This is a genomic window from Agromyces rhizosphaerae (assembly GCF_027925245.1).
Taxonomy (GTDB): domain Bacteria; phylum Actinomycetota; class Actinomycetes; order Actinomycetales; family Microbacteriaceae; genus Agromyces; species Agromyces rhizosphaerae.
The window spans coordinates 539,214-559,673 of record NZ_BSDP01000001.1; the positions used below are offsets into that span (position 1 = coordinate 539,214).

Sequence of the window (20,460 nt, forward strand, 5' to 3'; positions counted from 1 at the left end):
CCGCCTCGACCGCACCACCGGAGGACCGACATGGACACCACGCCCGAGCAACTGCGACAGGTGACGGATGCCGCCCAGGCGGCCTTCGCCCGCACCGCCGACGCCCCCGCGGCCGACCGGGCCGCGTGGCTGCGCGCGGCCGCCGACGTGCTCGACGCGCACGTCGAGGAGCTCATCGCGATCGCCGACGCGGAGTCGCACCTGGGCGTGCCGCGCCTCACCGGCGAGGTCGCCCGCACCACGGGCCAGCTGCGCATGTTCGCCGCGGTCGTGGAGGAGGGCTCGTACCTCGAGGCGATCATCGACCACGCGAACCCCGGCGCCACGCCGCCGACGCCCGACCTGCGCCGCCTGCTGCGCCCGCTCGGCCCCGTCGCGGTGTTCAGCGCGTCGAACTTCCCGTTCGCGTTCTCGGTGGCGGGCGGCGACACCGCCTCGGCGCTCGCGGTGGGCTGCCCGGTGATCGTGAAGGGGCACTCGGCGCACCCGAGGCTCTCGCGGCGCACCGCGGAGCTGGTCGCCTCGGCGCTGCACGAGGCGGGTGCGCCCGAGGGCGTCTTCGCGCTCGTCGAGGGCCGCGCCGCCGGCGTCGCGCTCGTGCAGGATCCGGCGATCCAGGCCGTCGGCTTCACCGGCTCGCTGCACGGCGGCCGGGCCCTGTTCGACCTCGCGGTCGGCCGGCCCGACCCGATCCCGTTCTACGGCGAGCTCAGCGCGATCAACCCCGTGCTCGTCACGCAGGCGGCGCTCGACGCGCGCGCCGACGAGCTCGCGGCGGGACTCGCCGGCTCGTTCACGCTCGGCGCCGGCCAGTTCTGCACGAAGCCCGGCGTGGTGTTCGTGCCCGAGGGGTCGGACTTCGCGGGCCGCGTCGCCGCGGCCGTGGGCGAGGCCGCCCCCGTGCCCATGCTCACCGACTCGATCGCGGGCGCGTTCGCCGGCGGCCTCGGCGCGCTGGCGGGCCGCGACGAGGTCACGGTCGTCTCGGGCACGCCCGAGCAGGGCGTCGGCACCGGCAGCGCGGTCGTGCTCGAGACCACGGCGGCGGCCGTGCTCGCCGACCCCGAGGGGCTGCTCGCCGAGTGCTTCGGCCCGACGACGCTCGTCGTGCGCTACGGATCGGTCGACGAGGCGCTGACCGCGATCCGCGCCGTCGGCGGGAGCCTCACCGCGACGGTGCACGCCGAGCCCGAGGAGGACGTGTCGGCCGTGGTCGACGTGCTCGCCGGCATCGCCGGGCGCGTGCTGTTCGCCGGCTGGCCCACCGGCGTCGCCGTCAACTGGGCGCAGCAGCACGGCGGCCCGTGGCCGTCGACGACCTCGATCCACACCTCGGTCGGCGCCACGGCGGTGCGCCGCTTCCTACGCCCGGTCGCCTACCAGTCCGCGCCCGCGGCCGCGCTGCCGGCGGCCCTCCGCGACGAGAACCCACTCGACATCCCCCGCCGCGTCGACGGGGTGCTGACGCTCCCGTGAGCGGGCGACGTGCGGCGGCCCCGCCGGCGGAGTAGGCTCCACGCCTCGTGAGCACCGAATGAGCGCGGGCAGCTACCTCGCGACCGCGACGCCGCTCCGGCTGGCGATCGGCGGCGTCGGCGTGGGCGTGCCGATCCTCGCGGTCGAGCAGCTCGGCGACGTGGCCGTGGGCGGCGCGCTCGTGGCCGCGTCGCTCGCCCCGAGCATCCTCGCCGCGCCCCTGGCCGGCGTCGCGCTCGACCGTGCGGCGCATCCGCGCCGGCTCATCGCCGCCGCAGGCCTGGTGGCCGCGGTCGCGTACGCGGCAGCGGCGTTCCTCGGCGACCTGCCGATCTGGCTCGTCGCGGCGGCCCTCGTCGCCGCCGGCACTGTCTCGCCGTTCACGATGGGCGGGCTGTCGAGCTTCGTGACCGATGAGATCCCGCACGAGCGGCGGGCGTTCGCGCTCGACGCGCTCTCGTACAACATCGGCGCGGTCATCGGGCCCGGCACCGTCGCCGCGACCGCCGCGCTCGGCTCGGCGCGCATCGCGATGCTCGTGGTCGCGGGCTCGGCCGCGCTCGGCGCCGCGTTCGCGCTCACCACCCGGCTCCGTGCCCGCAACGCCTCGACCGGGTCGCCCTGGCGCGCCATGCGCGACGGCCTCGCGTGGATCGCCGGACACCGCCCGCTCGCGGTCGTCACCGCGTCGGGCACCCTCAGCCAGGTGGGCGGCGGCGCACTCGCGATCGCCGCGGTCGCCCTCTCGCTCGAGCGCGCGGACGACCCCGACGGCGGCGCCGTGATCGTGTCGGCGTTCGCGGTCGGCGCGCTCGTCGGCTCGCTGTGGATCTCGTGGCGACCCGGCACCCGCTCCCCCGAGTTCTCGATGGGCACCGGCTTCGCCGCGACCGGCGTGCTGATCGTCGTCGCGATCGCCGACCTCGGCGCGTGGTGGACCATCGTCATGATCGGCCTCGCGGGCGTGTTCACGGCGGGCTCGACCGCCGCGATGCTGCGCCTGCGCACGCTGCAGAGCCCGCGCGCGGTGCGCGCCCAGGTGTTCACGGTCGGCGGCGGCCTGCGTGCCGCGGCCGCGGCCGTGGGTGCCGGACTCGCGGGCGCCGCTGCGGTCTCGGTCGGCGCCGGCTGGCTCATCGCCGGGGTGGGCGCGTGCTGGATCGCGTCGGGCGCGCTGCTGCTCGCCTACCCGAGGGGCGCCGAGGCCGTCGAGGGGTGAGCCGGGGCGAGCGGATGCCTCGGGCCGCACCGGCCCGTCGGGGGAACCCGATCACCGCCGCCGGCGATACGCAAGGGCGTTGACCGGGCCCGCCGCGGAGCGGCAGGATGAGGATCCGTGGCGCCGGTGCGGCGCCGGAACGGAGCAGCGAGTGAGCGACGGCACCCCGACCCGGCGGGACGACGAGACCGGCGACGACGCGCGCACGCGCCCAGCGGCCGACGGGGACTCGGGGTCCTCCACCCCGGCCGAGCGGAGCACGCCGGAGTCGAACGCACCGGCCGACGCCGCAGCCGCCGCCGCGCCCGACGGACGCACGAAGCGCGTCCGCCCGGTGCGCGTCTGGGATCTCCTGCTGTCGATCGTGCTCCTGCTGCTGCTTGTCGGCGTCGCGATCACCGGCGCGCTCGTCGGCTCGCTCTTCGCCCTGAACGCCCCGAGCTGCGTCAACGGCTCGTGCGACCTCTTCGACGTCGGCCTGGGCATCGCGATCTGGGGCCCGATCGTCGTCGGCGTGCTCGGCCTCGCCGCGACCGTGATCCTGCTCGCGCTCCGCCGGCGCGCCTTCTGGGTGCCGCTCGTGGGCATCGCGCTGGTCGCGGTCGTCGTGTTCGTGGGCGGCGCGATCTCGTTCGCCGCCGGCTCGTCGTTCTGACGCGCGCGGCCGCCCCGGGGCATCCGCTCGCCCCTCGCCGCTCGCCGCAGTGCCGCCCGCAGGGGCGGTGCTACACGCCCAGGTCGAGGTCGGCGATGCGCACCGGCAGGCCGGTCTCGAGCGAGCGGTTGCCCGCGATGCCGACGCTGACCGCGCGCACGCCGTCGTCGTAGCCCGCGATGCGCCCCAGCGGGGCATCCGTCTGCACCCGGTGGAAGAGGTGCTCGACCAGGTACGCGTCGCCGCCGCCGTGGCCGCCGATGCCCTCGGGGATCGGCACGACCTGCGCGCCCTCCCAGTGCCGCTGCAGCACGAGGCGCTCGGAGTCGGGCCGCACCTCGTCCTCGGGCGAGTAGCCGGGGTGCATGCTCGGGTCGACCACGACCCGGCCGTCCTCGCCGACGAGCACGGCGCCGCGCTCGACGACCTCCAGCTCGGCGCGCCCCTCGGTGCCGTTGACGGTCACGCGGTAGCCCTCCCACGGGCTGTGCGCGTTCAGCGAGTAGCTCATGGTCGCGCCCGAGTCGTAGTCGACCAGCACCGAGAGGTTGTCCTCGATCGTGATGCCCTCGTCGAACACGTCGCGGTCGCGCAGGTAGCCGTCGTGGCCCTCGTTGTCGAGATAGAGCTCCTTCATGCGCGCGTCGAGCGAGAGGTCGAGGGCGAACGGGTCGCCGGTCGTGCCGGTGCCGCGCTCGGGGCGCTCGCCGACGCCGCGGGCGCGGGCGTTCTCCGCGCCGTAGAACCGCAGGCCGCCGCTCGCGAACACGCGCACGGGGGCGGCGCCGATCCACCAGTTGACGAGGTCGAAGTGGTGCGAGGCCTTGTGGATGAGCAGGCCGCCGGAGTTCTGCTTGTACCGGTGCCAGCGGCGGAAGTAGTCGGCGCCGTGCACGGTGTCGAGCGCCCACTCGAAGTGCACGCTCGTGGCCTCGCCGATCGCGCCCTCGGCGATGAGGCGGCGCAGCGACGAGTTGCGCGGGCTGTAGCGGTAGTTGAACGTGGTGATGACCTCGCGGCCGGTCTCGGCGATCGCCTCGCCGATCGCCCGCACGCCCTCGGCGTCGATCGTGAGCGGCTTCTCGACGATCACGTCGGCGCCCGCGCGCAGCACGCGGCTGACGAACTCGGCGTGCGTGAAATCGGGCGTGGTGACGACCACGCGGTCGAGTCGCTCGTCGCGGACCATCGCCTCGATGTCCTCGGCGGCGTAGCGCGCAGGGGCCGGGTGGCCGGATGCCACGACGTCGCGCTCGTACACGTCGAGCCGGCCCGGGTTCACGTCGCACCACGCGACGAGCTCCGCGACGTCGTCGAGCGGCTCGACGCCGAAGTGCGTGCCGCTCAGCGCGTTGACGTACATGCCGGCGCGGGATCCGGTGCCGATGAGTCCGTAGCGTTCGGGGGTTGCCATCTCGTCCTTCGCGTTCGTGTGGGGTCGTGCCTCGGGCGGCAGCGCCCGATTCGAGAAATCGTTTACCGGTGCGTGGCCGAGCGGATGCCGCGAGCCGCAGCACCGCTTGGGAAAACGTTATCTCACTTCCGGCCGCGCCTCCACCGCCCGGCCGCCGCTCGACGGTAGGGTCGAGGCACCGCGGGTCGCCCCGCGGGCGCGAGACGGGAGCCGACGTGAGCCAGACCAGCCGCAGCACGCCCGCCACGCTGCACGACGTGGCCCGCGAGGCCGGGGTCTCGCTCGCCACCGCCTCACGCTCGCTCAACGGCAGCACGCGCAAGGTGAACGAGGCCTACCGGCAGAAGGTGCTCGAGGCCGCGGCCCGGCTCGGCTACACCCCGAACCTCTCGGCCCAGGCCGTCGCCCGCGGCACGACCACGACCGTCGCGCTGCTCGTCGCCGACATCGCCGACCCGTACTTCTCCTCGATCGCCGCGGGCGTCGTCGGCCAGGCCGACAGCGAGCGGCTGATCGTGACCATGGCCGAGACCGACCGCGACTCCGCCCGCGAGCTCGAGCTCGTGCGCGCGATGCGCGGCCAGCGCCCGCGGGTCATGATCCTCGCCTCGTCGCGCCGAGCCGACGACCCGGCCGCCGACGCGCTGCAGGCCGAGCTCACGGCGTACGAGCAGACCGGCGGGCGCGTGGTGTTCATCAGCTCGACCGACCAGGCATTCCGCACGGTCGAGCTCGAGAACCGCGCGGGCGCCCGCGCCCTCGCCACCGAGATGGTCGGCCTCGGCTACCGCCGGTTCGGCGCGCTCATGGGCCCCGAGGGCCTGCGCACGGGCGAGGACCGCATCGCCGGCTTCACCGAGGGCCTCGTCGCCGCCGGGTTCGACCTGCCGGCGGACCGCACGGCGCGCACCCGGTTCACGCGCGACGGCGGCTACGAGGGCATGCGCGAGCTCATCGCGCGCGGGATCGGCGACACCCAGCTCGTGTTCGCGCTGAACGACGTCATGGCGATGGGGGCCATGTCGGCCCTGCGCGACGCCGGCCTCGAGCCCGGCCTCGACGTCGCGGTCGCCGGGTTCGACGACATCCCGACGGTCCGCGACGTCACCCCGACGCTCACGACCGTGCGCCTGCCGCTCGAGGAGGTCGGCGTGCGTGCACTCCGCCTCGCGCTCGCCGAGTCCGACGCCGACTCCGGTTCGCCCGTGCCGACCGAGGTCGTCGTGCGCGAGAGCACCCCGCGCCTCGCCGACGCCGTCTGAGACCCGTCGCCCCGAGGCATCCGCTCACTCGCCCGCGAGGGCCACCGATCGCTCGTGCACGCCCGCACCCACGGTCTCGTCCGGCGCGCCGGGGAGGCGCAGCACGGCCTCGGCGCCCTCGGGCACGGTCGCGACCACGCGCAGCGCGCCGTCGGCCACGTCCCAGCGCACGCGCGCGAGCCCGCGGGGCGTCTCGAGCGACGTCTGGGCCCAGGTGAGCCCGCCGCCCGGCCGCGGCGCGACCAGGATGCGCGCGTAGCCCGGCGCGAGCGGCGCGAGGCCGCCGACGACGCGGTGCATCCAGTCGACCACCGCGCCCAGCGCGTAGTGGTTGAACGAGGTCATCTCGCCCGGGTTGATGGTGCCGTCGGGCAGCATCGAGTCCCAGCGCTCCCAGATCGTGGTCGCGCCCATGGTCACCGGGTACAGCCACGACGGGCACTCGGTCTGCAGCAGCAGGCGGTACGCGGCGTCGAGGTGGCCGGTCGCGGTGAGCGCGTCGGTCACGAAGGGCGTGCCGGCGAACCCGGTCGAGATGCGGTAGCCGCTCTCGTCGACCAGCTCCGCGAGGCGCCGCCCGGCGAACTCGAGGTCGGCCCCGTCGACCATGCCCGTGACGATCGCGAGGGCGTAGACGGCGGATGCATCCGAGTGGATGACCCCCTCGCGCACGTACTCCGCGTGGAAGCCCGCGCGCAGCGTCTCGGCCAGGGCCGCGAACTCCGCCTCGGCGTCGGCGTCGCCCAGCACCCGCGCCGCGTCGACCGCGATCGTCGCCGACTTGTACGCCGCCAGTGTGGCCACGACGTGCCCGTCGGCCTTCGCCTCGTGCGGCGCCTCCGGCGGGGCATCCGGATCGAGCCAGTCGCCGAGCTGCATGCCCTGCCCCCAGACGCCCGACGGGTCGAGCAGCCCGCGCACCCGGCGCAGGTGCGCCGCCATCGCGGGGAACGCCTCGCGCAGCACGCGCTCGTCGCCGTACGCCTCGTACACCGCCCACGGCACCCACGCGGCGGCGTCGCTCCAGACGGCCATCGCCTCAGGCTTCGGGAACTCGGGCGGCACGTCGAAGTACTTGATCACGTCGGGCACGACCAGCGGCACGATGCCGTCGTGGTGGCGCTGCTCGAGGTCGAGGTCGACGAGCCAGTCGCGCAGGAAGTCCTGCACGTCGAACAGGAAGGCCGCGCTCGGCGCGAACGCGGCGATGTCGCCGGTCCACCCGAGGCGCTCGTCGCGCTGCGGGCAGTCGGTCGGCACGTCGAGGAAGTTGCCGCGCATGCCCCAGACCGCGTTCTCGTGCAGGCGGTCGAGCAGCGGGTCCGACGTCTCCATCCGCCCGATGCGGCGCAGGTCGCTGCTGACGACGACCGCGGCGAGCGCACCGTCGCCGATCGCGTCGGCCCCGCCCGGCCAGCCCGTCACCTCGACGTAGCGGAACCCGTGGAAGGTGAGCGTCGGCTCGAACACGTCGTCGCCGCCGCTCAGCAGGTAGCGATCGGTCGCGAGCGCGGAGCGCAGGGGGCGCGTGCCCAGCTCGTCGTGCTCGAGCACCTCGGCGTGGCGCAGCACCACCTCGGCGCCGGCCTCGCCGCGCACGGCGACCCGCACGAAGCCCACGAGGTTCTGCCCGAAGTCGACCAGCACGGCGCCCGACGGCGAGCTCGTCACCGAGACCGGCGCGACCTCCTGCACCCGCCGCACCGGCGGGCCGATGTACGGCTCCAGCTTCGCGAGATCGACGTCGAGCTCGTGCACGCCGACCCAGCCGGCCCCGTCGAACCCGGCAGCCAGCCAGGCGTCGTCGCGCAGGCGCGCGTCGATAGCCTGCCCGTCGTAGAGGTCGTTCGCGAGGGTCGCGCCGGGGCCGGCCGACCACGAGGCATCCGTGCCGATGACCTGCTCGTGCCCGTCGGCGAACCGCACCCGCAGCTCGGCGAACGCGCCGAGCTCGGCACCGTAGACGTCGCGGTTCCCGGCCCAGCCGAGGCGGCCGCGGTACCAGCCGTTGCCCAGCGCGAGGCCGAGCACGTTGGCCCCGTCGGCGACGAGCGCGGTCACGTCGGTCTCGGCGAACCGCACGCGCCACTCGTAGCTCGACCAGCCGGGGGTCAGCAGGTCCTCCGACACCGGCCGGCCGTTCAGCCAGGCCTCGACCACGCCGAGCGCGCTGTAGCGCAGCGTCGCCTGCACGACCTCGCCGTGGCCGGTGTCGAGCGCGACCTCGCGTCGCAGCAGGGGCGCGCCGCCGAACTCGTCGTCGGGCGCGATCATCAGGGCGTTCCACGGATGGGTCATCGGTGTTCCTCCATCCCCGCCATCGGGGAAGTCGTCGGTCACGTGCCCGGGCCGCCGTCGAGCGGGCCCGGGCACGTGTCGGAGCGTACTCGTCAGCGTGCGGCGACGTCGGCCGTGTCGGACCCGGCTGCGGGCGCCTCGGGGGCGGCGTCGGCCACGGATGCCGCGTCGGCGGCCGGCTCCGCCGCCTCGGCCCGCTCCTCCGCGAGGTCGGCACGCGGCATCCGGGCGATCCAGAAGGCGCCCATGGCCAGCGCGACGGCGCTCGTGGCGAAGAGGAACCAGTAGAGCACCTGCGGACCGGCCGCGATGATCGCGGGGGTGACCAGCGCGATGCCGGCGGCGACGACGCGGGTGAACGCGATCATGACGCCCTGGGCGCCCGAGCGGGAGAGCGTCGAGAACAGCTCCTGGGCCCAGACCTTGAACATCGGCTCGCCCGCGATGGCGCCGCCGATCGCGAAGAGCACGCCGTTCAGCACGAGCGTGAACAGGGTGACGCCGAAGATCGCGGGCACGGCCATGGCGGCGAGCACGAAGACCGCGCCGACCGCGAACGCGCGCATGCGCCAGCGGGTGTCGACCAGGCGCATGAGCGTGAGCATGCCCACGAGCGAGACGCCGAACGCGATGAGGCTCAGCGCCGAGGCGGTCGAGACGTCCGAGCCGGCGACGTTCACGTAGAGGTAGGTGCTGAACTGGCCGTTGGTGTTGGCGGCGACGTTCACGAGCGCGTAGAACAGCCCGACCGCGATGAGCGGCACGAGCACCGGAGCCCTGAACAGGCTGCGGATCGCACCGGGGTCGGCCTCCACGGTCGTGCCCTGTGCGGCGGCCACCTCGATGGCCGACGTGCGGCGGTCATGCGCCGCCTGCCACTTCGCCGACTCGGGCAGCGTGGCCCGGAGCACCAGCACGATCACCGCGACCACGGCCAGGAAGCCGTAGAGGATGCGGCCGCCGGTGGTGCCCATGCCGCCGATGAAGATGCCCATGACGATGATGGCGAGGATGCCGGCCATCCAGAGCACGTGCGAGAACGTGATCATCTTGCCGCGCTTCTCGTCGGGCGCGCTCTCGGCGATCATCGCCATCGAGACCGGCAGGTCGGCGCCCGCGCCGAAGCCCAGCAGCGCCAGCGACACGTACAGCACGGCCGGGTCCCATGCCATCGCGCTGAGCGCGGCGCCGATCGCGAACACGATGAGCGTGACCGTGAAGACGCGGCGGCGGCCGAAGCGGTCGCCGAGCCGGCCGCCCGTGAAGGCGCCGATCGCGATCGTGAGCGTGAGCAGGGCCGAGAACTGGCCGATCTGCGCGCCGGTGACCCCGAGGCCGTCCTGGAACAGCACGAGCGCGGTGCCCGTCGCGACGATCGCGCCGGCGTCGATGAACGACGCCATGCCGGCGATCACGGCGATCCACCAGGGGTTGGGCTGCCGTGCTGCTGCGGGGCCGGATGCGGCCCGGTCGGAAATCGAGGTCATGACGTGAACTCCGTTGTCGGTCGGTCCGGCGGCGCCGGCGGGAATGAAACGATTCACGGGCAGTGTAGCAGAATCCCGAGTGATCACTAGGTTTCCGATTCGATCCCCCGGTTGCGCCACCCCGACACCTCCCCTACACTGTGGTAAACGCTTTCCCGCATCGATGCGGCGCACCACTGCCGCCACGAACGCGGGGCCATCACGAGAGACGAAGGACACCCCGTGGCAGAGCAGACGATCGGCATCATCATGAACGGCGCCTCCGGGCGCATGGGCTACCGGCAGCACCTGGTGCGGTCGATCCTCGCGATCCGCGAGCAGGGCGGCGTCGAGCTCTCCGACGGCACCCGGGTGCAGGTCGAGCCGCTGCTCGTCGGACGCAGCGAGGCCAAGCTCGCCGAGCTCGCCGCCCGCCACGGCATCGAGCACTACACGACCGACCTCGACGCCGCGCTCGCCGACGACCGCTGGCAGATCTACGCCGACTTCCTCGTCACCAAGGCGCGCTTCCCCGCGATCAAGAAGGCCATCGCCGCCGGCAAGGCCATCTACACCGAGAAGCCGACCGCCGAGAGCTTCGAGGACGCCCTCGAGCTCGCCCGCCTCGCCACCGAGGCCGGCATCAAGAACGGCGTCGTGCACGACAAGCTCTACCTGCCCGGCCTCCGCAAGCTGAAGCGCCTCATCGACTCGGGCTTCTTCGGCCAGATCCTGAGCGTGCGAGGCGAGTTCGGCTACTGGGTGTTCGAGGGCGATTGGCACCCGGCCCAGCGCCCGAGCTGGAACTACCGGTCCGAGGACGGCGGCGGCATCATCGTCGACATGTTCCCGCACTGGAACTACGTGCTCGAGAACCTCTTCGGCCGCGTCGAGTCGGTCTACGCGAAGGCCGTCACCGAGATCCCGCAGCGCGTCGACGAGCAGGGCGAGCCCTACGCGGCCACCGCCGACGACGCCGCGTACGCGATCTTCGAGCTCGCCGGCGGCGTCACCGCACAGCTCAACTCGAGCTGGACCACCCGCGTGAACCGCGACGAGCTCGTCGAGTTCCAGGTCGACGGCACGCTCGGCTCGGCCGTCGTCGGCCTGTTCGGCTGCAAGATCCAGCCGCGCAACGCCACGCCGAAGCCGGTCTGGAACCCCGACATCCCCGACACCATCGACTACGCGTCGACCTGGCTCGAGACGCCCGAGACCGAGGTGTTCGAGAACGGCTTCAAGGTGCAGTGGGAGGACTTCATCCGCCACGTCGTCGAGGACGCCCCGAACGACTACGACTTCCTCGCCGGCGCGCGCGGCATGCTCCTCGCCGAGACCGGCCTCGCCTCGAGCGCCCAGGGCCGTCGCCTCGAGGTGCCCGAGGTCACCGTCGACGGTGCCCCCGACAGCGCGTCGGGCGCCGAGGCGTCCGAGCTGAGCGGCGCGGGGGCCTGACCGTGACGGCGCTCACCCTCCTCGCCGTCGACGGGTCGACCACGGCGGTCGAGCTGGCGGATGCCCCGGGCTTCACTCCCCCCAGGCAGCCGCTGCGCTCGCGCGTGGCCTACGCGGCCGCGCACGTCGTGCCGAAGCCCTACGCCGACAACACCCCCGGCCAGCCGGCGGAGATCGACTGGGACGCCACCCTCGCGTACCGCCACCACGTCTACTCGTGGGGCCTCGGCGTGGCCGACGCCATGGACACGGCGCAGCGCAACATGGGCCTCGACCCGGCCGCGACACGCGAGCTCATCACCCGCAGCGCCGCGGAGGCGGCCTCGGCGGGCGGCGCGCTCGTCGTGGGCGTGAACACCGACCACCTCGAGGCCGAGCAGGTCTCCCTCGACGAGGTGATCGACGCCTACAAGGAGCAGCTGCACCACGCCGAGGATGCCGGCGCCGGCGCCGTGCTCATGGCCAGCCGCCACCTCGCGCGCGCCGCGCAGTCGGCCGACGACTACCGCCGCGTGTACCGCGAGGTGCTCGCCGCCGCCGGCGCGCCGGTCGTGCTGCACTGGCTCGGCACGGCGTTCGACCCGTCGCTCGAGGGCTACTTCGGGTCGACCGACACGAATGCCGCCTCCGACACGCTCGTCGAGATCATCGAGGCATCCGCCGACAAGGTGTCGGGCGTGAAGATGAGCCTGCTCGACGCCGATGCCGAGATCGCCGTGCGCCGTCGCCTGCCCGAGACCGCGCGGATGTTCACGGGCGACGACTTCAACTACGTCGGGCTCATCGCGGGCGACGACGAGGGGCACTCCGACGCGCTGCTCGGCGCGTTCGCGGCGATCGCCCCGCACGCCTCGGCCGCGATCCGCGCGCTCGACCAGGGCGACCCGGCCGAGTACCGACGCATCCTCCAGCCGACCGAGGCGCTGTCGCGGCAGATCTTCGCCGCGCCGACGTTCTACTACAAGACCGGCGTCGCGTTCCTGTCGTGGCTCAACGGCCACCAGGCCGCGTTCCAGATGGTCGGCGGCCTGCACGCCGCACGGAGCCTGCCGCACCTCTCCGAGATCGTGCGGCTCGCCAACGCGTGCGGCGCCTTCGAGCGGCCCGAGCTCGCTGCCGCACGCTGGCACTCGCTGCTCACGCTGAACGGCGTGTTCGATGCGACGGATGCCCCGGCCGAGGCCGCATCGGAGACCGCGGAGGTACTCGCGTGAGCGCGCATCCCCGCCTCTCGATGAACCAGGGCACGATCAAGCACGCGTCGCTGCCCGAGGCGATCGACGCTGTGCTCGGCGCGGGCTACGCGTCGATCGGCACCTGGCGCGAGCCCGTGCAGGAGCTCGGCCTCGCCGAGTCGGCGGCGCGCCTGGCCGACTCGGGCCTGCGGCTGTCGACGCACTGCCGCAGCGGGTTCTTCGCGATGCCCGAGGGCCCGGCCCGGCGTGCCGCGATCGACGACAACCTGCGCGCGATCGAGGAGACCGCGACGCTCGCAGCCGCCGGCGCCGAGGGGTCGACCGCCGTACTCGTGATCGTCGGCGGCGGGATGCCCGAGGGGTCGCGTGACGTGATCGGCGCGCGCGAGCACGTGCGCGACGCGATCGGCGAGCTCGCCCCTGCTGCGAAGGGCGCGGGCGTCACGCTCGCGATCGAGGCGCTGCACCCGATGTACGCGTCCGACCGGTGCGTCGTGTCGACTCTCGGCCAGGCGCTCGACATCGCGGAGGACTTCGACGCCGACGTGGTCGGCGCGGTCGTCGACACGTTCCACGTCTGGTGGGACCCGGAGCTGCTGCCGCAGATCGCGCGCGCGGGCGCCGCGGGCCGCATCGCCACCTACCAGGTGTGCGACTGGGCCACGCCGCTGCCCGCGGACGTGCTGATGGGCCGCCACTATCCCGGCGACGGCGTGATCGACTTCGCATCGATCACCGCCGCGGTCGAAGCGACCGGCTACGACCGCGACGTCGAGGTGGAGCTCTTCAACGCCGACATCTGGGCCACGCCGTTCGACGAGGTCGCGCGCCGCACCGCCGAGTCGTTCGCCGCCGCGGTCGCCCCCCACCTCGCCGCATCCGTCCCCGCCTGACCGAACGCCCGCGCGACCCGCCACGGAGTACGCAAAGTGCGGAAACGCCCGCGGCGTTTCCCCACTTTTCGTACTCCGTCAGGCGTCGAGGAGGGCGGACTGCACGGCCACGAGGGCGGGGCCGTAGCGGGCGTCCATCCACTCCTGCACGGTGCCGTCGTCGTAGCGCACCTGCACGAACAGGTAGCCGTTCTGCTGCCAGCTCGAGAGCACGCTGTCGTCGCCGAAGCCGGAGAGCTCGTCCTGGATCGCCGTGAGCGTCGCCTCGTCGCCCTCGCCGGCGTTCGCCTCCTCGAGCCGCTCGTCGAACTCGGCGAGCGGTGAGTAGAGCGCGAGCGGCACGACCTCGCCGGTGACCGCGAACGCCTCGCCGTCCCACCGGCCGATGATCGCGTAGCTGCCCCAGGTCACGCCCGACGCCTCCTCGTACGTGCCCTCCGGGAACGTCCATTCCGGCATCGGCATGCCGCCGCACTGGGGCGGATACGACTCGGCCACCGCGCCGATGCAGAACTCCGCGTCGGCGTCGCCCTGCTGCAGCACCGTGCCCTGGCCGACGACGTCGCCCGCGGGCACCGGCGCGGGGATGCCGTCGCCGCCCGCGTCGGCGCCGGGCCCGGATCCGGCCGAGGCGCAGGCGGTGAGGGATGCGGCGAGGAGCAGCGCGACGGCAGCGGCGAGCACACGGGTGGGCATGCCGACATCCTGCCGCCCGCGACGGCGGGCGCGCCAGCCAACGTTCCCGGCTGCTCGGACGTCAGGCCGCGGTGCGCCCCGCCCGCGACCACTCGAGCAGCCGCTCGACCGGCCACGTCGTGACGATGCGCTCCTCGCGCACGCCGGCCGCCTCGGCGCGCGCCGCCCCGAGACCGAGGAACGAGAGGTGCCCCGGCGCGTGCCCGTCGGAGTCGATGCTGAACAGGCAACCGGCCTCGATCGCGAGCGCGATCAGCTCGTCGGGCGGGTCGCGCCGCTCGGGGCGGGAGTTGATCTCGACCGCGACGTCGTGCTCGGCGCACGCGGCGAACACGGCCTCGGCGTCGAACTCCGACGGCGGGCGCACCCGGCCGCCCTCGACCTTCTGGCCGGTGCAGTGCCCGAGCACGTTGGTGAACGGATGCTCGATGGCGGCCAGCATCCGCTCGGTCATGACCGCACGCTCGGAGCGCAGCTTCGAGTGCACGCTGGCGACGACCACGTCGAGGCGCGCCAGCATGGCGGGGGTCTGGTCGAGCGAGCCGTCCTCGAGGATGTCGACCTCGATGCCGGAGAGCACCCGGGCTCCCCCGTCGCGCGACGCGTTCAGCGACTCGAGCACGTCGAGCTGCTCGGCGAGGCGCTCGGCCGACAGCCCATTCGCGACCCGCAGGCTCGGCGAGTGGTCGGTGAGCACGAGGTACTCGAGCCCGACGAGGTCGGCGGCCCGGGCCATCGTGGCGATCGGCGTCGTGCCGTCGGACCACTCGCTGTGCGAGTGCAGGTCGCCGCGCAGGCGGGCGTGCAGCCCCGTGGCATCCGGCACCGCCTGCCCCAGCTTCTCGCGCAGGTCGCGCAGGTACTCGGGCACCCCGCCGGCCAGTGCCTCGGCGATGACGCCAGCGGTGCGGTCACCGACGCCCGCGATGCGCTTCAGCGACCCCTCGGCCGCCCGGGTGCGGAGCTCCTCCTCCGAGACGCCCTCGATCGCCGCCGCCGCGCCGCGGAACGCCTTCGTGCGGTACGGCGAGGCGAGGTCGCGCTCGAGCAGGAACGCGATCTCCTCGAGGGCGGCGAGCGGGTTCACGACGCCCCGGCCGCCACCGCGCGGCGGGCCAGCCGGTCGAAGACGAGATAGAACGCCAGGTACGCGACGAACGAGAACGCGAAGCCGCCCGTGACGATCCACGCGGCCGGGCGGTCCCAGAGCAGGTCGGCGCTCGCGAGCGCGATGGCCAGCAGGATCGCCCCGAGGCTCACGAGCTGCGCCTGGAACACCCACCGGTACGCCGACCAGCGGGCGTCGCGGATCATCCAGACGTTGACCATGCCGGGCAGCGTGAGCACGGCGCCCACGATTCGCGCGGTGAGCGGCGTGAGTTGCCACGCCCACGTGTCGACCAGCAGCTCGGGCACGACGAAGAGCACCGCCCCGGTCACGGTCGCCGCGAGCCCGACGACGACCAGCAGCATCCGCCACCCCTGCGGGATCGCGACGTCGCGCTCCTCGGGGCTCCCCGGGTCCTGCCCGCGCTGCAGCAGGATCGCCGCGAGCACCAGGAACGGCGTCGTGACGTACAGCACGACCCAGGTGATGAACGAGATGTGCCCGAAGTGGAACTTGTCCCAGTGCAGGAAGGTCGCGAGCCCGGCGAGCGTCGCGAACACGAGCACGGCGGGGAACCCGTGGCGCACCCGGTGCCAGCGACCCACGCGCAGCACGAGGATGAAGAACCAGATGCCGCCGATGTAGGCCGAGGCGAGGAACATCGCGCTCGGGGCGGGCACGATCGTCCACGAGAAGGTCACGTCGGTCGAGCCCGGCAGCACGTAGAGCAGCACCGACGCCACGACCAGGAACGGCACGATCACGAGTCCGAGCAGGCGCGTGTAGGGCAGCACGCTGTCCGCGGCGGCATGCTCGGTCCTCGATGTCGTCACGGTGCGGCCTCCTCGGCTGGGGGCGGTGCGGATGCGGCGGGCACGGCCGCTCCCGCGAGGCCCGGCGCTCCGCCGGCGAGCGCCTCGGCGACGGCCTGGTCGACGGGCAGCGCGCGCCCCGCGAGCCGCGCCTGCTCCAGCAGCTCGGCCGCGGGGCTCGACCGGATGCCGTCGATGATGCGGCTGTGGAAGCTGAACGAGGGCTGGTTGTAGAGCCCGGTGCGCTCGCGCAGCACCTCGGCCGCGCCGAGCAGCCGGCCCGCGCGCTCGACGTCGCCCGACATCGCCACGACCGAGAGCACCCCCTCGAGTCCGTAGGCGACGCCCTCGTCGTGGTGCATCTCGGCCGACAGGGCGAGGCTCTGCGCGAACCGTTCGCCGGCCCCGGCCGGATCGCCCACGAGCAGGTCCGCCCAGCCCAGGTGGTGCAGCGCGATCGTCTCGCCCAGCCGGTCGTCCTGGTGGCGGGCGACCATGAGGCTCTCGTCGAACCGCGAGAGCGCGTCCTGCACGCGCTCCTGCAGCAGGGCGACGCGGCCGAGGCTCACGAGCGCCATGGCGACGCCCCACTGGTCGTCCACCTCGCGGAAGCGCTCGAGGCTGGTGGTGAGCGCGGCCTCCGCGCGCACGGGATCGGGCTGAGGGGCGCTCAGCAGCGCGAGCGCGAGCGAGACGAGCGCGAGCGCCTCGCCGCTGGCCTCGTCCACCTGGTGGAAGAGCCGCGCGCTCTCGTCGAGCCCCGCGGCGATGTCGCCCGGGTCGCGCTGCCAGAACCCGATCGCGCACGCGAAGTAGAGGATGATCGCGCGGGTACGCGGGTCGAGGTCCTCCGCGCGGGCGAGCACCTCGTCCATCCACCCGCGCACCTCGCCGAGGTGGCCGCCGACCCACCAGTACACGTAGAGGTCCCACGTGAGCTCGGCGATGTCGCTCCAGCGGCCGCGCTCGATCAGGAACCGCACGGCGGCGCTGATGTTGTCGGCCTCGTCGGTCAGGCGCAGCATCCAGGCGAGCTGGTCCTCGCCCTCGAGCTCGAGCTCGGCCTGGTCGGCCACGCGCAGGTACCACTCGGCGTGCCGCTCGCGCGCCCGCAGGCCCGCCTCGCCCGGCTCGGCGTCCAGCAGCTCCAGCGCGTACTCGCGCACGACGACGAGCATCGCGAACGCGGCGTGGTCGGCGCGCTCGCGCTGCTGCACGAGGCTGCCGTCGACGAGCGCGGCGAGGTCGTCGAGCGGGCTGACACCGGGCACGTCCTCGGCGATCCACTCGGCGGCGTCGAGCGAGAACGGCCCCGCGAACACGCCGAGCCGCGCGAGCAGCGCGCGCTGCGGGTCGGTGAGCAGCTGGGTGCTCCAGTCGATCGTCGAGCGCATGGTGCGCTGCCGCTCGGGCAGGTCGCGCGCACCGCTCGAGAGCACCGCGAGGCTCCGGTCGAGGCGGTCGAGCAGGTCGGCGGGCGCGAGCAGGCGGGCGCGGGCGGCGGCGAGCTCGATCGCGAGCGGCACGCCGTCGAGCGCGATGCAGATCGCCGCGACCGCGCCGACGTTCTGCTCCGTGAGTTCGAAGTCGGGCTTCGAGGCGCGGGCGCGCTCCACGAAGAGCGCGACCGCGCGGGCTCGCCGCCGCCGCCGCGGGGCTCGCATCGGCGGCCGGCACTGCCAGCGGTCCCACCTCGACCCCGTGCTCGCCGGCGATGCGGAGGAGGATGCGGCTGGTCGCGAGCACCGTGGTGGCGGGCGCCGCCCCGAGCAGGCGCGCGAGCACCTCGGCGGCGCCGTCGACCACCTGCTCCAGGTTGTCCAGCACGAGCAGCAGGCGACGGTCGCCCAGTGCGACGCGCACCTGCTCGCCGATCGTGCCGTCGCCCGCGTCGCGCACGCGCAGCGCCGTGGCGAGCGCGGACTCGACGCCCGCGGCATCCGTCGCCGCCGCCAGGTCGACGAAGACGACGCCGTCGGCCGCCACGGGCCCGGGCTCGCGCGCCGCGTCGATCGACAGGCGGGTCTTGCCGATGCCGCCCGGCCCGGTGAGCGTCACCAGGCGCACGTCGTCGCGGGAGAGCAGCTCCCCGATCCGCGCCAGCTCCTCGTCGCGGCCGATGATCGGCGTGCGCGCCGTCGGCAGCGGGGCCACCCGCGGCTCGACGTCTGCCGCGACCTCGGCCGCGGCCGCGTGCACGAACCGTTCGGCGAGCAGGGTCGCGAGGTCGGTGCGCACGAGCTCGCCGAGCTCGTCGGCGTCCTCGAAGTAGACGTAGGAGGTGCGGTCGTCCTCCTTCATGTGCGCGAGCATCTCGGCGAGGCGCGGCTCGCGGGCGCTGCTGCGGCGCACGTACATGAGCTTCGGCAGCTCGGCCGGCGCGAGCCGGTACTCGTCCTCGAGCCCGGAGATCTCCTCGCCGGGGGCGACCCAGCCGTACTGGTCGCCGTAGAGCCCGACGAAGATGTCGCTCTGCCGCAGGTATGCCCGGTACAGGTCGCGGGGCGGATGCGGCCGGGCGCCGAGCTCGAACATCACGGGCGCCAGGTGCAGCTGCTCGATGGCCCGGCGGGCAGCGCGACGCTCGGCCGCGAGCTCCTTCAGGGTGGAGCTCACGAACACGCGCAGGCGCTGGTCGGGAGTACGAATCCCGTCTGGTGCCGGGTTCATGCAACCGAGTCTGTCGGGGCTCGCGGCGGCCTGTCCAGTTCGGAGACGAGCCAATCTCAGGGAATCGGCCCTGTCGGGACGCCGATCGGCAGCGCTACACTCCCCCGCATGACGACCCCGGGCGCCACGCCCGTTCCCGTCCTGCTCGTCGCGGCCGCCCCCGCGACGCGCGACGTCGTGTGCGATGAACTCGCCAGGCGCTACTCAGCCGACTACCGGGTCGAGCCGGTCGCGCCCGACGAGGCCACCGCCCGCATCGCCGACCTCCGGAACGCGGGCGACGACCTCGCCCTCGTGCTCGCCGACGATCCGCAGCACGCCGAGGACGGCGGCACGGTCTTCACGGCGGCGAAGGAGGCGTTCCCCGACGTGCGCAGGGGCCTGCTCATCCCCTGGGGGAGCTGGGCCGACCCCGCGATGGCGGCGCAGGTGCGGCAGCTTCTCGCCGGGGTGCAGATCGACACCTACGTGGTCGTGCCCCGCCACAGTCCCGACGAGCGGTTCCACCGGACCATCGCCGAGTTCCTCGAGGAGTTCGCGCGGGGCGCCGACGCGCGCCACCCCGGGTTCACCGTGATCGGCGACGACGCGCAGCCCCGCACGCACGTGCTGTCGAACCTGCTGCTGCGCGGCGGCGTGCACCACGACCGGCTGGCCCCCGATGCCCCCGATGCCGCGAAGCTGCTCGACGACTCCGGCGTGGCGTACTCGGGCGTGCCGCTCGTGCGCACCGCCGAGGGCCGGGTGCTCGTCGACCCGAGCGACACCGAACTCGCGTCCGCGCACGGCCTCGAGACGACGCTGCCCGACGAGGTCGTCGACCTCGCGATCGTCGGCGCCGGCCCCGCCGGGCTCGCTGCGGCGGTGTACGCGGCCTCCGAGGGTCTCACCACGCTCGTGCTCGAGAGCGAGTCGGTCGGCGGCCAGGCCGCGTCGAGCTCGCTCATCCGCAACTACCTCGGGTTCCCGCGCGGCGTCGCGGGCTCCGACCTCGCCCAGCGCGCCTACCAGCAGGCGTGGATGTTCGGTGCCCGGTTCGCCCACGCCCGCCCGGTGACCGGGCTCGACACCGGCGACCCCGCGCGGTTCCGCCTGACGGTCGACGCGGGCCCCGCCGCCCGGCCCGGGGAGGTGCTCGCGCGCTCGGTGATCCTGGCGACCGGCGTCTCGTACCGGCGCCTCGCCGTGCCGTCGCTGAAGCCGTTCATCGGCGCGACCGTGTTCTACGGCGTCTCCGCCGCCGAGGCCCGCGCCCAGACGGGCCGCGACGTGCTGATCGTCGGCGGCGGCAACTCGGCCGGCCAGGCCGCCCTGCACGTCGCCCGCTACGCCCGATCGGTCACCCTCGTCGTGCGCGGGGTGTCGCTCGCCGACAGCATGTCGCAGTACCTCATCGAGCAGCTCGAGGCGGTCGGCGTGGTGATCCGCACCGAGTCGCGCATCGCCATGGCCCACCCCGACGACGAGGGGCGGCTCGCGGCGATCGACCTCGAGCACACGGCCACCGGTGCGCGCACGACCGTTCCGGCGGGCGCCGTGTTCGTCACGATCGGCGCACGGCCGCGCACCGACTGGGTCGGCGACGCGGTGCTGCGCGACCGCTGGGGATCGATCATCACGGGGCCCGACGTGGTCGCCGAGGGCGGCCGGCGCGTCTGGCCGCACGAACGCCCGCCCGCACCGAACGAGGCCTCGGTGCCCGGCGTCTTCGCCGTCGGCGACGTGCGCCGCGGGTCGATCAAGCGCGTCGCCTCGGCCGTCGGCGAGGGGTCGGTGACGGTGTCGTCGGTGCACCGGCACCTGGGCGAGTTCGACGCGCCCTGAGCGTGCCGCCCGGGTC

15 protein-coding genes and 1 pseudogene are annotated in these 20,460 nt (G+C 74.1%); 8 read left to right on the forward strand and 8 right to left on the reverse strand.

What is annotated here, in order from left to right:
- Positions 1 to 30 precede the first annotated feature (30 nt).
- From QMG39_RS02535 to QMG39_RS02545, 3 genes are all read left to right on the forward strand, one after another.
- Entirely contained in the window at positions 31 to 1,476 is a 1,446-nt protein-coding gene (locus QMG39_RS02535; protein WP_281882256.1) for an aldehyde dehydrogenase (NADP(+)), read from the forward strand.
- 58 nt (positions 1,477 to 1,534) lie between these two features.
- Positions 1,535 to 2,695 carry an MFS transporter gene (locus QMG39_RS02540; protein ID WP_281882257.1) on the forward strand — a complete coding sequence of 387 codons (1,161 nt, stop codon included), beginning with the start codon at positions 1,535 to 1,537 and terminating at the stop codon, positions 2,693 to 2,695.
- Between the two features lie 151 nt (positions 2,696 to 2,846).
- Positions 2,847 to 3,350 (forward strand): DUF6264 family protein, encoded by a 504-nt coding sequence (locus QMG39_RS02545; RefSeq protein ID WP_281882259.1) that lies wholly within the window; start codon positions 2,847 to 2,849, stop codon positions 3,348 to 3,350.
- Between the two features lie 70 nt (positions 3,351 to 3,420).
- On the opposite strand, the gene QMG39_RS02550 is transcribed toward QMG39_RS02545, so the two are convergent.
- Positions 3,421 to 4,764, reverse strand: coding sequence for a Gfo/Idh/MocA family protein (locus tag QMG39_RS02550; protein ID WP_281882261.1), 1,344 nt, complete (start codon positions 4,762 to 4,764; stop codon positions 3,421 to 3,423).
- Between the two features lie 215 nt (positions 4,765 to 4,979).
- Between QMG39_RS02550 and QMG39_RS02555 the strand changes: the two genes are divergently transcribed.
- On the forward strand, positions 4,980 to 6,026 hold the full coding sequence (locus tag QMG39_RS02555) for a LacI family DNA-binding transcriptional regulator (RefSeq protein WP_281882262.1): 1,047 nt from the start codon (positions 4,980 to 4,982) through the stop codon (positions 6,024 to 6,026).
- Between the two features lie 24 nt (positions 6,027 to 6,050).
- Here QMG39_RS02555 and QMG39_RS02560 read toward each other — a convergent pair whose 3' ends face one another.
- Both QMG39_RS02560 and QMG39_RS02565 read right to left on the reverse strand, forming a co-directional pair.
- Entirely contained in the window at positions 6,051 to 8,324 is a 2,274-nt protein-coding gene (locus QMG39_RS02560; protein ID WP_281882263.1) for a family 78 glycoside hydrolase catalytic domain, read from the reverse strand.
- A gap of 92 nt (positions 8,325 to 8,416) precedes the next feature.
- Positions 8,417 to 9,811 (reverse strand): MFS transporter, encoded by a 1,395-nt coding sequence (locus tag QMG39_RS02565; protein WP_281882264.1) that lies wholly within the window; start codon positions 9,809 to 9,811, stop codon positions 8,417 to 8,419.
- 249 nt (positions 9,812 to 10,060) lie between these two features.
- Here QMG39_RS02565 and QMG39_RS02570 point away from each other — a divergent pair, with 249 nt between their 5' ends.
- Genes QMG39_RS02570 through QMG39_RS02580 form a run of 3 tightly spaced genes read left to right on the forward strand, consistent with a single transcriptional unit; the run spans position 10,061 to position 13,334 of the window.
- Positions 10,061 to 11,245: a Gfo/Idh/MocA family protein gene (locus QMG39_RS02570; RefSeq protein WP_281887125.1), complete on the forward strand. Its 1,185-nt coding sequence runs from the start codon at positions 10,061 to 10,063 to the stop codon at positions 11,243 to 11,245.
- A 2-nt stretch (positions 11,246 to 11,247) separates the two neighbouring features.
- A complete protein-coding gene (locus QMG39_RS02575; protein WP_281882265.1) occupies positions 11,248 to 12,459 on the forward strand; it encodes a dihydrodipicolinate synthase family protein in 1,212 nt (403 codons plus the stop codon).
- Entirely contained in the window at positions 12,456 to 13,334 is an 879-nt protein-coding gene (locus tag QMG39_RS02580; RefSeq protein WP_281882266.1) for a sugar phosphate isomerase/epimerase family protein, read from the forward strand. The genes QMG39_RS02575 and QMG39_RS02580 overlap by 4 nt, the downstream gene beginning before the upstream one ends.
- A gap of 78 nt (positions 13,335 to 13,412) precedes the next feature.
- On the opposite strand, the gene QMG39_RS02585 is transcribed toward QMG39_RS02580, so the two are convergent.
- The 5 genes and pseudogenes from QMG39_RS02585 to QMG39_RS17170 form a co-directional block, all read right to left on the reverse strand.
- Positions 13,413 to 14,030 (reverse strand): hypothetical protein, encoded by a 618-nt coding sequence (locus QMG39_RS02585; RefSeq protein ID WP_281882267.1) that lies wholly within the window; start codon positions 14,028 to 14,030, stop codon positions 13,413 to 13,415.
- 61 nt (positions 14,031 to 14,091) lie between these two features.
- Positions 14,092 to 15,117 carry a PHP domain-containing protein gene (locus QMG39_RS02590; protein ID WP_281882268.1) on the reverse strand — a complete coding sequence of 342 codons (1,026 nt, stop codon included), beginning with the start codon at positions 15,115 to 15,117 and terminating at the stop codon, positions 14,092 to 14,094.
- Positions 15,114 to 15,971: a hypothetical protein gene (locus QMG39_RS02595; RefSeq protein WP_281882269.1), complete on the reverse strand. Its 858-nt coding sequence runs from the start codon at positions 15,969 to 15,971 to the stop codon at positions 15,114 to 15,116. Before QMG39_RS02595 ends, QMG39_RS02590 begins: the two co-directional genes overlap by 4 nt.
- The gene (locus QMG39_RS02600) at positions 15,968 to 17,566 is read right to left on the reverse strand and encodes an ATP-binding protein (protein WP_281882271.1); all 1,599 of its coding nucleotides are present in this window, start codon (positions 17,564 to 17,566) and stop codon (positions 15,968 to 15,970) included. The genes QMG39_RS02595 and QMG39_RS02600 overlap by 4 nt, the downstream gene beginning before the upstream one ends.
- Before the next feature lie 667 nt (positions 17,567 to 18,233).
- Positions 18,234 to 18,620: pseudogene (locus QMG39_RS17170) on the reverse strand (DUF4062 domain-containing protein); the annotation flags it as partial.
- Positions 18,621 to 19,037: 417 nt separating this feature from the next.
- Between QMG39_RS17170 and QMG39_RS17130 the strand changes: the two are divergent.
- A complete protein-coding gene (locus QMG39_RS17130; protein ID WP_373878346.1) occupies positions 19,038 to 20,444 on the forward strand; it encodes an NAD(P)/FAD-dependent oxidoreductase in 1,407 nt (468 codons plus the stop codon).
- The last annotated feature ends 16 nt before the right edge of the window (positions 20,445 to 20,460 follow it).